Source organism: Pantoea sp. SGAir0430 (assembly GCF_043549295.1).
Genome location: NZ_CP039427.1, coordinates 495,279 through 511,164, shown reverse-complemented (window position 1 = coordinate 511,164; position 15,886 = coordinate 495,279). Strand labels below are relative to the sequence as shown.

The 15,886-nt window shown below is 55.6% G+C and carries 12 protein-coding genes; all 12 read right to left on the bottom strand.

Annotated elements, in window-relative coordinates; all coding sequences use genetic code 11:
- Positions 1-504: 504 nt before the first annotated feature.
- Positions 505-1,845 carry an MOP flippase family protein gene (locus E7738_RS02435; protein ID WP_394516059.1) on the bottom strand — a complete coding sequence of 447 codons (1,341 nt, stop codon included), beginning with the start codon at positions 1,843-1,845 and terminating at the stop codon, positions 505-507.
- Positions 1,842-3,065 (bottom strand): glycosyltransferase, encoded by a 1,224-nt coding sequence (locus E7738_RS02430; protein WP_058775759.1) that lies wholly within the window; start codon positions 3,063-3,065, stop codon positions 1,842-1,844. The genes E7738_RS02435 and E7738_RS02430 overlap by 4 nt, the downstream gene beginning before the upstream one ends.
- A 3-nt stretch (positions 3,066-3,068) precedes the next feature.
- Positions 3,069-4,331, bottom strand: coding sequence for a colanic acid biosynthesis pyruvyl transferase WcaK (gene wcaK, locus E7738_RS02425; RefSeq protein ID WP_058757295.1), 1,263 nt, complete (start codon positions 4,329-4,331; stop codon positions 3,069-3,071).
- Positions 4,332-4,640: 309 nt separating this feature from the next.
- Positions 4,641-6,851 (bottom strand): phage tailspike protein, encoded by a 2,211-nt coding sequence (locus E7738_RS02420; RefSeq protein WP_031280062.1) that lies wholly within the window; start codon positions 6,849-6,851, stop codon positions 4,641-4,643.
- A 69-nt stretch (positions 6,852-6,920) separates the two neighbouring features.
- Positions 6,921-7,955, bottom strand: coding sequence for a glycosyltransferase (locus E7738_RS02415; protein WP_394516058.1), 1,035 nt, complete (start codon positions 7,953-7,955; stop codon positions 6,921-6,923).
- 159 nt (positions 7,956-8,114) lie between these two features.
- A complete protein-coding gene (locus E7738_RS02410) occupies positions 8,115-8,867 on the bottom strand; it encodes a glycosyltransferase family 2 protein (RefSeq protein WP_394516057.1) in 753 nt (250 codons plus the stop codon).
- A 70-nt stretch (positions 8,868-8,937) separates the two neighbouring features.
- Complete coding sequence (locus tag E7738_RS02405; protein ID WP_058757292.1) at positions 8,938-9,855, bottom strand: glycosyltransferase family 2 protein; 918 nt, start codon at positions 9,853-9,855, stop codon at positions 8,938-8,940.
- 12 nt (positions 9,856-9,867) lie between these two features.
- A complete protein-coding gene (locus tag E7738_RS02400; protein ID WP_394516056.1) occupies positions 9,868-10,197 on the bottom strand; it encodes a hypothetical protein in 330 nt (109 codons plus the stop codon).
- Between the two features lie 65 nt (positions 10,198-10,262).
- A complete protein-coding gene (wzc, locus tag E7738_RS02395; RefSeq protein WP_021509327.1) occupies positions 10,263-12,440 on the bottom strand; it encodes a tyrosine-protein kinase Wzc in 2,178 nt (725 codons plus the stop codon).
- A gap of 12 nt (positions 12,441-12,452) precedes the next feature.
- On the bottom strand, positions 12,453-12,887 hold the full coding sequence (locus E7738_RS02390; protein ID WP_021509326.1) for an arsenate reductase/protein-tyrosine-phosphatase family protein: 435 nt from the start codon (positions 12,885-12,887) through the stop codon (positions 12,453-12,455).
- Between the two features lie 9 nt (positions 12,888-12,896).
- Entirely contained in the window at positions 12,897-14,027 is a 1,131-nt protein-coding gene (locus E7738_RS02385; RefSeq protein WP_031280061.1) for a polysaccharide export protein, read from the bottom strand.
- A gap of 299 nt (positions 14,028-14,326) precedes the next feature.
- Positions 14,327-15,760, bottom strand: a complete 1,434-nt coding sequence (wbaP, locus tag E7738_RS02380) for an undecaprenyl-phosphate galactose phosphotransferase WbaP (protein WP_058757291.1) — start codon at positions 15,758-15,760, stop codon at positions 14,327-14,329.
- Positions 15,761-15,886: the final 126 nt, after the last annotated feature.

Sequence of the window (15,886 nt, the reverse complement as noted above, 5' to 3'; positions counted from 1 at the left end):
GAATACGTGGGGTCGATTATGCAGGATCGGCCGGTTGAGCAAGTATAATCTTTATCTGAAAAACCGGCACTAACTCTCTGTCAACACATAAAAAATCGTCAAAAAGTCCATCTGCCACCCGGTAATCAGGCGGGAAAAAAAAGTGGCTAAATGGCTGAAAAACAGTGGAAGGCAGAGTGCAAGGCGATGACCGGTGAGGCCAGGGATTGTTGAGCGTTCAGACCGGCGTTGCGGAAACATCATTAGGGCGAAGGTGTGGTATCGCAGCGGAAAAGGCTGGCGGCGATTAAAGATGTTGTTTTGACCGATGGCGTCAGGGTTTGGTCGCAAAATGGCGTAATGCCGTTCAGTAACAGCAAATACAAATCGCATAAAATTCGTAGCGGCGCGATTTATCGCGCAATAAATTGCGCCGCTACCAAATGTGCAACGGTTGCTGCACGGTTTCAGAGCTTTACTGACAAACGTGTTGTCATTGCCAACGACCGCCCCTGTCATCACCGCTTACAGCCAGCCCTCAAACCACTCGGGCATCACGAACAGGTTGAAATGATTCACCAGCAGCATCAGGCCGACAAACACCACCGACACCGACACCCACTGGCGCGCATACGGCATGAAGCGGATGCCAATCACCGGTTTGATGAAGAACGGATGCGCGAAGGCGGAGATCAGCACCTGTGAAATCGACAGCGTCAGCGCCACGTAAATCACATTCGGCCAGATCCACGTGGTCGCCAGCACCACCACCACCACCAGGCTGGCGAAGATATTCCAGTAGAACTCGACGTTGGTGCGTCCGTTCGCCTGGGAGATCGCGCCGGTCAGGCCGCCCATCGGGCGCAGCATACCGAACAGCAGCATCAGCGGGATCAGGTGATACACCTGCTCGTGCGAAGCGCCGTACAGCACACGCACAATCACCGGAGAGAGAATACCAATCGCCAGGTACATCGCACTGCTGAACAGCATGATGACGAAGGTGCCCTTGAGGAACAGTTTTTTCAGCTGCTCGGGATCGTGCTGCTTCTCGGCGAAGCGCGGCAGCGCCAGGCGGTTAATCACCGGCGACACCAGTTTCAGCGGCTGCAGAATCAGCTCTTTCGCCAGTGAGTAAACCCCCAGCATCTCGGCACCCATCACTTTACCGACGATCAGCGCATCGGCCTGAGTACGCAGCTGGTTAATGGTCTGTGAACCCAGCTGATAGATACCGTAACGCACCGCACTGACAAAGGTTTTGCCGTCGAACTCCCACGTTGGTCGCCACGACTTCTCGCCAAAGTAGATCATGCAGAGAATGCGCGTGAAGGCGTTGATGAACAGCCCGAGAATCGCTGCCGCTACCGTCAGGGAGGTGAAATAGAGCATCGCCACCGTACACAGGAATGCAAACAGCTTGGTGCCCATCTCAATCTTCGCCAGCGTCACCATGCGTTTGGTTTTCACATAGTGCGCCTGATACTGCGACAGGTGACCGAGCACGAGGAAGTTGAGGCTGGTGAGCATAATCAGCGCTGTCAGCTCCGGCAGATGGTAGAACCACGCCACCGGCCAGGCGATGGCCAGCATGATCAGACCGGTACAGAAGCTCAGCGAGACGTTAACCCAGTAAATGGTGCTCTGCTCACGACGTGTAATCTCCTGACGATGCACGATGTAGCTGCTCATGCCCATGTCCTGCAGCACGGTAGCCACCGCCAGAATGGCGTTGATGATCGCCAGCAAACCCAGCTCGTGCGCTTCAAGCTTGCGCGCCAGCACCGCCAGCTGCAGCACCTGCAGCAGCGCGGCAAAGCAGGTGCTGCCAAACAGCCACACCGCCTGTTTTTTTAATCCACTCACACCATGCGCTCCAGAATTTTCGCCAGCTCACCGTAAGCGATGTGCTGATTGAACTCGGTTTCCACTTTATGGCGCGCTGCGGCCACCACCGGTGCAACGTCAACGTCGCCGCGCGACAGGCGCAGCAGCGTGTCCGCTAGCTCGTCGGCATCATTTTCCGATACCAGCCAGCCGCTGACGTTATTCTGAATCAGCTCCGGGATGCCGCTGTGGTAGGTGGACACCACCGGCAGGCCGACCGCCATCGCTTCCATCAGCGCCACCGGAATGCCTTCCATATCGCCATCGGCGGCGGTTTTCGACGGCAGCAGGAAGATATCGGCCTCGCTCAGCGCCTGACGAATCTCCTCCTGCGGCTTGAAGCCTGGCATGGTCACCATGTCTTCCAGGCCAGCACGCGCGATGTGCTCGCGCATCATGCCGTCCTGCTCGCCGTTACCAATGATGGTGAACTGGAACTGACCGCCGTTATCGCGCAGGATTTCACTGGCTTTGACCGCCACATCCAGTCCTTTTTTCTCGGTCAGGCGCGCCACCGAAACGATGCGCAGCGGTTTGTGGAACGCGTCGCGCGGCTGGAAGTTAAACTTCTCCGGCTCGATGCCCATACGCGTGACGTGCACTTTCTCGCGCGGACAGCCCATCTCAATCAGCTTGTTCTCCCACAGATGGCTGATCGGCAGCATCAGTTCGCTCTGTCTGAACAGGTTGATGTAATCCTGTTTGTGCTCTTCGAGAATGTGGCGACGCGAGATGTCCGCACCGTGGAACACCGTCGCCTGCTTGCCCTTCAGTACCCCCAGCTCGCGCAGTTTATTCGCCAGCGCACCGGCATAGCCGAAGTGCACCAGGAACACATCGGCGGTAAAGGTCTGCCGGGCGTTTGCGACAATGGCTGGCAGCAGCAGCTTTTTCGCCTGCGCACCGTAGCGGCCAACATTGAGCGACTTCAGCAGCGCCGGTTTGGCGATTTTCGGCAGCATCAGCCCGATGCGCTGGGTCAGTTTGTCGAGGTTTGATACCTTCTCTTCCGGCAGCAGATAGTGGGTTTTCGCCGCCAGATTGTACTCATCGAACGCGGCATGACGGTTGATCATGTCGCCCGGAAACACCGAGATGATCTCGACGTCATAGCCGGCATCGATGAAATGCGTCACCTGATTGAGGACAAACGTCTCAGAGGCAACCGGAAAACGCATGGTGAAAAAGGTTAGCTTCATCACTTACCCCAGGACGTTGAGAATTTCTTCGGTGATGCGGTTGCCGATTTCACGCTCCTGCGCCACCGCGGTGTTCACTTTTTGCTTCACGTTGTCATAGTCCGCCAGCACCGTTTGCACTTTGTCGATCAGCGAGCCATCCATCAGGCTCTGCACATCGGTGGCCATCTGCGGCAGACCCAGCTGGTTCATCACGCCGAGCGATTTGTGCTCGTAGTTGATGGCCACGGCTGGCGTGCCGAAGTTCATGGAGATGATTGCTGAGTGCAGGCGCGTGCCGATGGTGAGATGACAGTGGCTGAGCAGGATGCCGAGCTCCAGGTCGTTGAACTCGTCCATGATCACATGGTAGTGCTCCGGCTGCTCAACGTGGTCGCGCAGCGTCAGCGCCACCATACGGTCATCTTTGGCATAGCTGTCGATGCCGGTACAGGTGGAGAACGCCACCACCTGATAGCCTTCGGCGATCATGGCGTTGATCACCCGGCCAAACGCGGCTTCATACTCTTTCTGCGTAACGCCAAGACGTTTGTCGAACGGTGCCAGCTCACGCACGGTGATGGCGATGGTTTTGCGCGACTGAATGATGTTCTGCCAGTGCAGCAGGTTGTGGCTCGGATTTTCCACCTCACGCGCCTGCACCAGGAACGCGGTGTCCACGCCCTTCTTCACCCGGCTGGTGGTCACGCCATCCTGCTTCAGGCGATCGAGGCTGACCTCTTCGCGTAGCACCAGGCTGTCGACGCGATCAAAAACAAAGTTTGCCAGCGCATTGACGCGCGGGTTTTCGAACGGGCCCACCGAGTGACCGATCATGTGCAGCGGCTTCTTCGCCATCAGCGCGCACAGCGCGTGATCGAACTGGGTGACGCCGTACAGATCGACGAAGAACGAGCCGCCGACCTGAATGATGGCGTCATATTTCGCCAGGCTGCGGGTGAATTCAGCCAGATGCGGCGGCACCGAAAAGGACTTATACACGCCACCTTTGCCGAGGTGTGCCATCATGATGTCCGGCATCAGACGGTTGGCGACTTTGCGCTTCAGGCTGCTGACCAGCCCTTTTGGCGCCTTACTGTTGTGCAGAAACAGCGAATCCTGCTGGATGTGCTGCTGCAGTAAATATCCGGAGCTGGTTGGATAGCGGCTGATGACATCGATATCCAGATCCCCACGCGCGGCCTGCAATGAATCAATCAGTCCACGTAAAATCGCGCCATCCCCACGATTTCCACAGGTATGGTTACCCACCAATAAAATCTTCATAAAAACTCCAGATAAATTTTTGTAATTTTTTACAAGCCGCCAGTTCCATACTGGCTAAGTGAACTCTGTAAGAAAAAACTGCTAATGGGCCAGCGGCCCGAAATTAACGACTGCCTGTTGTGACGTAATTGATACCTGCGACAGGTGTTACATGCGCGATAAATCGCGCCGCTACAGACTGTGCAAAGGGTCAGTGCAGAAATCTCCTCTGCACAAACCGTAGCGGCGCAATTTATTGCGCTTTGCCCGTCCTGGCTCGATGCCGTTGTGGCCTCCGTGATAAATTGCACCGTTACCTGCGTTAAATCCTCACGACTTCAGCGCAAAATACGGCAGCGCCACCTGCTCGCCGTTGATCACCACCGAAACAAACCCCTTCGGCTGGCGCGTATCCACCTCTTCGGGCTTCAGCGCGCGCGACGCCAGCAGCAAATCGCCCTGCTCGTTGCCGCCGATGCCGGCTTTACCGTTGTGCAGACTAAACCGCTGCGGGGCCGGCTGGCTGCCGCTGGTCGGACTGCCCTGCGCCATGGTGGCATCAACGCGCGCGCAGCGGCCGGTGAGGAACCGGTCTTTGGCGGTGCTCTTAATCAGCACCACCGCCGTCGGCGTCCAGCCCGCCAGTTTGACGAACACTTTGCTATCGGTATCGCTGCGCGCATCGACGCGCACCTCCAGCACCGGCGAACTGCCTTCCGCAGACCAGCTGGCTTCCGCCTTGCTGGTTTTGCGCTGCAGATGAATCACCGCGCGACCGCCGGTCTGTTTACCGCCCATCACGTCGAGCAGCGGCTGTTTATCGCTGCCGTTGCTGAACTGCGACTGACCAAACAGCTCGATCTCCCAGCTGTCACCCACGGTTGGCGAGTAAAAATTACCCAGCTCGAACCAGGTGGCCTGATTGGTGTTGTTGGTCAGACGGAAACGCGACGTGATGTAGTTGTATTTCAGGCTGCCGTCGATGGCCACGCCGTAAGACTCCACCCGCGTTGAGCCCATCTCCCAGATATTCAGCCAGCGCTCGCCTTCCAGCGAGTTATCGATCCAGCTGCCAGACTGCAGATTGGTCTGGCGCATGTTGAGGCGGGAATTGCGCGCGTTCAGCGGGTTTTTGCAATCTTCCAGGCTCAGCGCATCAATAATCCACTGGCCGTTCGAGATGTCGCCGGGGTGCTCGCTGTGCTCAATCCAGCCGTTATGAATGATCGACTGGCTGCAGCGCGGCAGGTTTAGCACCATGCCGCCGGTACAGCGCTGGGCATTAAAGTTCGACAGCTCAATCGCCGTACTGTGGTCCCACGCACCCTGCTTCTGTCCGGACCAGCTGGCTTTGATCACGTCACCGGTACAGGTATCGGCGTACCACTGGTCGATTTTGCAATCCAGCGTATCCAGCAGGCTAATTGAGGTGCCGCCGACGCGGTTGAAGCGCAGGCAGGCACCGCGGAAGAACTGGCCGCCCGGACAGGTGTTGCGGAACAGCCCCTGTTTGTTTGGCCGCTTGTCGTTCTGACCGTTGAAGATCAGGTTGGAGATTTCGGTCCAGCGCGCATTCACCTGGAACAGGAATTCGGAACGACCGTCAGATACCAGCGTGGTCGCCGGGAAATAGCCGAAGTTAACCATCGCGCCGGAAATGCGGAAGAAGCGCTGCTGTTGATCGCCAAAGTCACAGCCGGTCACGAAGAAGGTGCCTGCCGGAAACTGCACGCAGATCTGCTGGTTAGCCTTGAGCGACCACTGATACATGGCTTTGATCGCCGGTGCCGTATCGGTTTTGCCGTCGGCGATGGCGCCGAAGTCAAACAGCGTCAGGCGGTTGAAATCTTCCACCACGCGGCGCCAGTAGAACCCGTTGCCGCTGAAAATCACGCCGCCATCATCTTCGCCTTCGCCATAAACGCCGACAAACTCGCCGCCGCCCACTTCCAGCCCTTCGTGCCAGCTCTTCAGCTTGATTTTCGCCCCGGCAAACAGCGGTCGGGTTTTACGCAGCTCTTCCACCGACGGAATTTCGCCGATCAGCTGATAGCCGTTCGGCTGCGCCAGGCGCTGGCTGAAGTTGCTGGCGTTCGGGCGCGACACGTCGCTGATAGAAAACAGCGTATTGCCCTGGTTATCTTCCACCACCATCGAGTGCGCGGGATTGGCGATTAACGCAGCATTATCGTGAATAAACTGGGCAAAGTTGCCTTTATTGAGCGCAATTGGCTGGCTCACCTGGGAAACCTTACCGCTGGCGTCGCGCAGATATACCGGAATCTGGTTGCCGGCCTGACTGGCATCTTTGCCTGCTGCGCCAATCCACAGTTTGCCCTCAAAGTTCTGCCAGAACTGCGGTGGCATGGTATAGACGTTTTCCGGCGTCAGAATTGGCACATCGCCCGGCGGGACGCTGGAGGCATCAACCGCTTTCAGCGCCGGCTGACCACTTTTGGCGGCGTAACTGGAAAACGCGCTCACCGACAGCGCGGCAACAATGGAGGAGGCTGCAGTTTGCAAGACTTCTCTTCTTTTCATGCTAACAATCCCGTGGTCATGGGGCCGCATGGCGGCCGAAAAGGTATCCCCGAGGCACGATAAAAGTGATTACACCAGCGCCAGCCAGCTCTGTTTGATCTGATTACCGTCAAACTTCAGCGCCGTCTCTTTGGTCTTTTCGCTCATGGCAAAGAACAGGCGATCGTCGCTGGCCAGCTGCTCCATGCGCGCCAGGAAAGTGGCTTTGTCGTTCATTGGCACCAGGAAGCCATCTTCGCCGTGGTTGATGATCTCCTGCGGTCCGGTCGGACAGTCATAGGCCACCACCGGCAGCGACCAGGATTTGGCTTCCAGCAGTACCAGCGGCAGTCCTTCATAACGTGAAGTCATCAGCGCCATGTCGCTGTCGCGGTAGTAATCATTGATATTGCTGACTTTGCCGACAAAGTTAACGCTGCCGGTGATGCCCAGCGTAGCGGCCTGATCGTGCAGCTGCTGGCGCAGTTCGCCGTCACCGGCGATAACCAGCTTCCACTCCGGGTGTTTTTTGCTGAAGTCGGCCCAGATATCCAGCAGCAGGTCAAAGCCCTTCTGGTTATCAAGGCGGCCCACCGCCAGTGCCTGACGGCTGCGCGTCTCGCGCTTCCAGGATTTGTACACCACCGGATTAGGAATTTGCTGGCTGGGGATATGCCAGCGGGTGAAGACCTGATGGTCTTTGTCAGTCAGCACGATCACCTGGTCGTAGTAGCGCAGTAGCAGCCACTTCAGCAGTTTGATCGGCTTGCTGAACGAGTTGATGGCGATGTGCTCGCAGGCGTAGGCTTTGAAGGTTTTTTTCTTCATTGCCATCAGGTTCCAGAAGGCAAACATCACGCTCAGGCGCCCCATACTGATCAGGAATACGCTGTCGAAGCCCTCCTGATGGATGCGCGCCACGGCACTTTTAATCGGGTTGCTGTGGCCTTCAAAGCTGACAATCTCTTTCACCCGCTCAAACGGGTAAAAGGTTTTGCCGTGCCCTTCCAGCGAGTAAATGGTAACGGCATGCTCTTCACCGAGGCACTCCGACATGAAGTTGCAGATGTTCTCCGTGCCTGCGTAGGAGTAGGCATCCTTAATAACTAAAACAATCTTTTTCATGAAAATGCTTTTCACCTCAAACAAATGGCGATTTCAATAACCGAGTAGTTTGAGTTGCAGCAAGGCGGCAAGCGGGACCATCCGCAGGAGCTTACTCAGGTAAGTGACTGTGGTGGGCACGCGCAGCCAACGCCGCGGCAGCTCAAAGTAAGACGGTTATTAGCGATGCTTAAGGGTGAAAAGAACCCCATTCACCATATACCAGCCGTAATAGTAATAGATTTTTAAAGGATTGTTTTTATAGATAATTCTTAATAATTCGAGGTGCCATTTCGCCGCTTTATTTTTGTTACGCGACAGCGAATCGCCCAGCTCGTAGTAGTTGACCAGCTTCTTCTGGATCACCCGGGCTTGTTTGTAGCGGAGGAACAGCTCATAGAGGAACAGGAAGTCTTCATGGCCTTTACGCTGGAAGAAGATGCCCTGTGGCGGACGGCGGAAACACACCGACGAGAAGCAGACGCGATACTGCTTCTTCACGAAGTTTTCCTGCTGCAGATAAGGTTTGTTGTAATTGATGTCGTGATCGGCGGTTTTGGTTTTGTAGTGATAATGGGTGATCACGAAGTCGTCACCGGCGGCCAGCGCCGCGGCCTGTTCGGCCAGTTTCTCCGCGTGCCATTCGTCATCGCTGTCGAGAAACGCAATGATCTCCTCTTTGGCCGCGCGCAGGCCCACGTTGCGCGTTTCCGCCGCGCCGAGGTTGACCTCGTTGCTGAGGATAGTGATGCGCGCGTCCTGGCAGTGCTCACGCACAAAAGCGAGTGAATCATCAGTGGATTTATCATTGACCAGGTAGAGATGCCAGTCGCTGTAGGTCTGATTCACGATCGACTCAACCGCACGCAGCACGGTGTTGCGCGCGTTGTACATCGGCATCACGATACCGATGGTGCCAACATGATTTGTCATTTGTATACCCGGAGTGTCAGGAACCGAAAAAATGCTCCCGCTGCGGGAGCAAGTGAAAGTCATAAATCGATCAGGAAACCGCTCTTCGCCCCGTGAAGCGCGACTTCAGCTTATCGACCAGGCGATTGATGAAGTAGGCGCGGTTATCACGGTTGGTGAGGAAGAAGTAGCGCGCAAAACTGACGCTGGCCAGCAGCGAATTGCCATCCATTTTGTAGCGCAGCGGCAGCTTGAACGCTTTGTAGGTATGGATATCGCGCGCCGTCAGGTGCGGCTTCATGGTGTCGAGCCAGAAGAAGGAGTACTTCACCGACTCGCCTTTGTGTTTGGAACCAAATTTGGTCACCAGATGGTAGGTCGCCAGCGGTTTGGCGATCATCACAAATTCATAGCCCATGCGGTCGGCGCGGATGCAGAAGTCATAATCCTGATGGCGAATATAGCGCGCATCAAACTGGATTCTGGCGGCATCTTCACGTTTCAGCACGATGGTACTGGTCTGGATAAAGCCGTAACAGCCAAACAGGTACTCCGCCACGGTCTCATTTTTCCCCGGCGGCTGCATCGGCATCACTTTGAGGAAGCTGCCGTCCTGATGAATATTGACCTGGCTGAAGATGACATAGCGCGATTTACCCTGCGCTTCCAGCTTGCGGATGGTATCGCACACTTCCAGCAGCTTGTCCGCGTGCCACTCGTCGTCGGCGTCGAGGAAGCTGATGAAGTCGCCCTGCGCCAGTTCAATACCTTTGTTGCGCGCGCCGGCACCGTTGAGTTTGACCTCAGACAGCTCCAGTTTGATGTCCAGATCCTGATAGCGCTCGCCGCGCACCACCTGCGCCAGTTCCGCGGCATCAGCGGATTTGTCATCCACGATGATGACTTCAAAGTTGCGATAGGTTTGCGCTTTGACGCAATCCAGCGTCGTGACAATCGATTTCGACGCGTTATAAGCGGGAATTACAATTGAGAAGCGGATGTCCTGCATTGCCAGCACCTCTTAAACAGCTGTTCCAGATTCAACGGTAACGCGAGCGGCCTGTAGAAAGGAATCGGCTTTGTTCTGAAAAATCATGCCGTTAGTATTCTTTTTCAATAAGACTTTTCGTACCGTCACGGAAATACCTAAGATTGTGCTGTGTGTATGTTGGATGGTGCAAAACGCACCGAAAAATTTAGTCGCCATGTATGGCGTCATGTCCGGCCAGGCGGTTTGCCGGTCGCCATCAATGACGACCCTGCAGCCTCGGGCACGGTTCTGACCGGCAGTGCATTTATGCGCACCAGCAAAGAGGTCAATTCTCCTGCACCGTCCACGTAGGGTGCGCATTTATGCGCACCTCGCTAACGCTTTTTAGTCATAAAAAGGGGCGGAAAATCCGCCCCCGATGTTGCTTAGCTTTTGCTCTCTTTGCCGTATTCGTAGTTGTAATAGTCGTAGCCATAACCATAGGCATTCGACGCTTTACGGACCACGGCGTTGAGGATGACGCCTTTAATCTCGATACCGTTCTGGGCGAAGCGCTTGTAGCTGACATCCAGCTCTTTGGTGGTGTTGGTTTCGAAACGCGCCACCATCAGCGAGGTACCGGCCAGCTTACCGATGATGGAAGCGTCGGTCACAGCCAGAATCGGCGGCGTATCGATCAGCACCAGGTCATAGTTCTTGCTCGCCCAGTCCAGCAGCTCCTGCATGCGACGATGCATCAGCAGCTCAGACGGGTTCGGTGGCACCTGACCGCGCGGCAGGAAGTCAAAACCGTACACGCCCTTCTGAATCATCGCCGGCGAGAACTCGCTCTTGCCTGACAGTACGTTAGACAGGCCGGTCTTGTTGTCCGCACCCAGCAGCTCGTGGGTATAGCCGCGACGCATATCACCATCGATGAACAGTACGCGCTGACCTGCTTTGGATACCAGCGTCGCCAGGTTGGCACAGATAAAGGTTTTACCAATCCCCGGGCTGGCACCGGTGATCATCAGGATGTTGTTTTTCGCTTCCATCATGGCGAAGTGCAGGCTGGTGCGCAGGCTACGAATCGCTTCGATGGAGAGGTCAGTCGGGTTACCCAGCGCCAGCAGCGTGTTGTGCGGATCCGACTTCTCTTTGCTGCCGCGTCGCGCCAGCGCTTCGGTGTCTTTCTTACGCTGCCACTCGGAGAGCGGTACGCTGGCATAGACGTTCATGCCCAGCTCTTCCAGCTGCTCCGGATTGTCGATACCGTGGTGGAACAGCGCTTTCAGCAGCACCAGACCAACCGACAGCATCAGACCCACAATCAGGCCCGCGACAATAATCAGCAGTTTCTTCGGTGCCACCGGGCTGGTGCTGGTTTCGGCACGGTCGATGATGCGCACATCACCCACGGTGCTGGCCTTGCTGATGCCCAGTTCCTGCTGACGGTTCAGCAGCTGCATGTAGATTTCCTGACCGGCCTGCACGTCACGCGTCAGACGCAGAATCTCCTGCTGGGTCTGCGGCATGGCCGAGATTTTCTTGTTCAGCTGCGCCTGTTCCGCTTCCAGCGTTTTGCGTTTTTCCAGCAGCGCGCGGTACGTCGGGTGGTCTTTGGTGAACAGCTGGGAAACTTCGGCTTCACGGAAGGTCAGCTCGTTCAGCTGGCTCTGGACGCTAACGGAAGAGTCGAGCGCCGATTTGGCTTCCAGCGACATGTCGACCGACTCGTTCTGACGACGGAAAGTGTTCAGCTTGTCTTCCGCATCGTCCAGCTTGGCACGCACGTTAGGCAGCTGGGTGCGCAGGAATTCGAGGCTCTTTTCCGCCTGCTCAGACTTGCGCTCAACGTTCTGCAGCAGATAGTTGTTGACGATCTGGTTCAGCACGCGGCTCGCCTGCTCCTGATCTTCATCCTGGAACTCCAGGCCCAGCACGCCGGTGGTTTTGCCTTTATCGGCGACGGTCAGCGCGCCCAGTACGGTTTTAATCGCCTGCAGGTCGCTCAGCTTGGTGACGCTGAAGCTGGTGCCTTCGTCAGCCTGAATGCCGCTAACCAGCATGGTGACGTCGCCGTGCTGCTCCAGCTGACCGACGCGGCCTTTGAACAGCTCGTCGCCGTCTTTGCTCACGGTATAGGTTTGCGGACCGGTGACTTCCAGCTCAACGGTGCGTTTGTCGATGCTGCGCGGAATTTCCAGGCGTGAAATGGCAATCTGCGCTGGCTTGTTGCCCATCAGGCGCGACAGACCTTTACCGATCACCGGGAAGTAGTTTTGCTGAATGACCGTGTCCAGACCGAGGTCATTAACGGTTTTACCAATCACCATGCGGGATTCGATGATCTGAATCTCGGTGTCTGATGCTGGCGTGGTCGGAATCACATCCTGTAATTCGTTCAGCACCGAGGCGGTGTTTTTCTGCTCCACCTGCACCATAGCGTCCGCGCTATAGATTGGCGTAGCAAACAGTGTGTAGAGCGTTGCCATCAGCATAAAGAAAGCGGTGACCGCCACGATGATCCAGCGATGATCGATCAGCTGTCCCACAAGATGCGCCAGATCCCATCCATTCGAATCTTCTTTTGGCGCAGTCATAACCTTGTTTTTGATATTCATGGATATTCCCAACTATCGGCTTAGTACGTTAACCCATTTCTGGGTAGCGTTTTCCAGTAACCCGTAAACCTCTTCAAAGGCCTCACGGCTTTTTTTGTACGGATCCGCAATTTCCTGTTGGTTAAGCCAGTGGCCCAGCAGCATGGTCTTCCCCCGCGCCGCCGGATCGATGCGATTCACCTGCTCAACGTGGCGCTTCTCCATTACCAGAATCAGGTCAAAGTCACGGCACATGCTGGCCGTTAACTGCTGAGCCTCATGACCGTCCAGCGAGACGCCATGTTCAGCGGCGACGGCGCTGGCCGTCTTATCCGCCGGATGGCCCTTCAGGGCGCCAAGACCGGCAGAGGCGATACGGGTATGCGGAAGTGCGCGTTTAAACAGACGCTCCCCGGTGGGGGAGCGGCAAATGTTGCCGACGCAGACGACTAACACTGACTTAATCATGGTAAAACCTTAGTCCGACCAGTTGCGGAAACGCAGCGCTGCGGAGCTTGCATCGTCGATACCCACGATGGTCGGCAGCAGTCCGGAAATCACGCGGTTCCAGCGGGTGATTGGTGTTGCGGTGACGTAGACAATGTCGTACGGCTCCAGTTGGAATTCGGTGCCCATCACCATCGACGCCGCATCTTTGGTGTTCAGCTGATAGATGTTGGCGATCTTGGTGCGGTTAGCACCGCGAATCGGACGAATGACGAATACGCCGGTGGCGTCAGAGGTGGTTTGATCCATGCCCTGTGCGTTACCCAGCGCTTCAGCCAGCGTCATGCCGCTGCGGTCCATCTTCAGCGTGGTCTGCTGTTTCACTTCGCCCATTACGAAGATCTTCAGATCGTCGTTACGCGGTACGTAAAGGATATCGCCCGGATAGAGCAGATGGTTCTGGCTCAGGTCGCCGTTTTGCATCAGCGCCTGCAGCGAGATGCGCTGCTCGCGGCCGTTGTGCGTCAGCACCACGTTGCGCCAGTCGGCGTCAGCGGCAAGGCCACCCGCGGCGTTCACCGCATCCAGCACGGTCAGCGGCACGTTGGTGATCGGCTGCTGGCCGGAGGTGGTGACCGAACCGGTCACGTAGGCTTTCTGCGAACGGAACGCGGCCACATTGACATCCACCTGCGGACTTTCAATGAACTGCGCCAGACGACGCGCGATTTCACTGCGGATTTCCGTCACGGTGCGGCCTGCAACGCGTACTTTACCGATGTACGGATAGAAGATGGTACCGTCTGCCTGCACCCAGTTACCGGTGTCGCTGGCGCTACGGTACTGACCGGCCGGCGTGGTCAGCTCAGGGTGATCCCATACGGTGACGTTCAGTACGTCGCCGATGCCAACGCGGTATTGATAGCTCTGAATCTCGTTCTGCAGCAGCGGGTTAGCCTGAGCAACCAGCGGCTTCGGACGCATCTGTTCAACCAGACGCGGCGTCAGAGGGAAGACGTTAACGTATTTGTCGATGTCAAAATTGCTATCCTGTTGCTCAATGACATCTTTTCCGCTAGTGGAAAGGTGCGAACCTGGTTCGATGGTGCACCCGGAGAGGAAAGTCGCGGATACCAGTAACGGTATCAATTTAGTTTTCATTATCATCTGGTTCTTCGCTATCAGTTAATGATTGATAGAGGCGAAAACGCCGCTGTGTAAGCGTCTAACAAAAATAAAGGCAAGGAATTAAACACTGAAACTGAGGTTCATTATCATTAGCTCCCTGGTTTATGTTGTCATCCTGGTTGCAGACGACTTCAATTAAAGTGGGTTATCGTTAAGCGGCTTAATAACCCGCTCTGTTCGGGCTCGATAATGGCAGTTATCAGTTACAGACACTCCCAGCACCGGCAGTTATCAGGCGGGAACGTTATTTCGTCCCCTGCCCTTGCTGTCTATCAATAAGCGCCGTCGCGTTTGAGTACCACGCCGACCGTCTTAAACAGAATCGCGATGTCATTCCACAGCGACCAGTTTTTGACATACCACGAATCGAAATAGACGCGCGTCTCATAGTCAACGTCGTTACGACCGCTGACCTGCCACAATCCCGTCATGCCTGGCTTTGCCATCAGGTAATAATCAACATCACCGGCATAACGGCAGAGTTCATCTTCAATCACCGGGCGCGGGCCAACGAGGCTCATGTCACCGCGCACGACGTTCCACAGCTGCGGCAGCTCATCCAGGCTGGTTTTACGGATGAAATGACCGACTTTGGTAATACGTGGATCGTTTTTCAGTTTGAAATCTTTGTCCCACTCGGCGCGGGCTACCGGGTCGGTGCGCAGCACCTCTTCCAGCACCTCTTTCGAGTTAATCACCATCGAGCGGAACTTCAGGCACTTGAACTTGCGGCCATTGAGACCCACACGTTCGTGACCGTAAATCGGTGGTCCGCCATCACGGCCAACCATGAAGCCGAGTACCAGCAGCGCAGGTGACAGCGCGATGATGATGCTGAGCGCGCCGACGATATCGAATGCCCGCTTCAGGACGCGCGAGGTGCGTTTCGCCAGGTTGTTATTCACACGCAGAATCATCACTTCATGGCTGAAGATGTAAGCCATATCGGTGCCGTACAGCGGTACGCCGCGCAACGTCGGGATAACCGAGACCGAGCGACAGTTATGCATCGCCAGCATTTTCAGCCAGCGGTCGCGGTGCTGACTCTGCTCAAACTCAACCGCGACGATAAACTGGGTTTCGCTGTTGGTCAGCTGCCACAGCTCCTGCTCGTTATGCAGCACCGGTACACCGGAGATGCTGGCCTGCGGGCAGCTGCCATCGACGTCGAAGAAGGCGATCACATCAAAGCCCATCACCTCTTCGCTCTGCAGCGCCTGCCAGGCTTCCTGCGCGTTACGGTTGCTGCCAATAATAATGGTTTGCTTTTTCCACATACCGAAATGATTCAGTACGCGTTTGGAAATAGCGCGCGCCAGCGGAATCAGCACCAGCGCTAAAATCCACGTTAATACCCAGACAAAACGGGACATCTGCCATTGTGATAATGCTGAAATTGACAAATCGATGACAGAGAAAATGAGAATGGTACGAAAGATCTCTTTCAGCTCAAACCAGAAGGGTTTGCGATAGGTATAATGACGCAGGCGAACCCAGAACCAGCCTGTACAAATTAAGGACAGACAGACATGGGTGGCGATTTTTAAGTTGAGGTCTTTTTCAGAAATATCTGCCAGTGGAGAATCGGCGAACGAATTAATCAGCGCGAGTGCAATAAACAATGCCGCGTTGAAACAAATTAAATCCGAGCACGCCAGTAAAATTTTTGTCAGAAGACTTTTATATGTAAATTCATTATCGCGCATATTTGACTCTTTTATTTTATTTCCCTTAATCCCTAACGCCTAAGCCTGAGTAATTAATGAGCGATGCACTAACTAAACCAGCGAGACAAACTGCGGCGAATTCCCCGGCATTTAGGCCAATTCTCT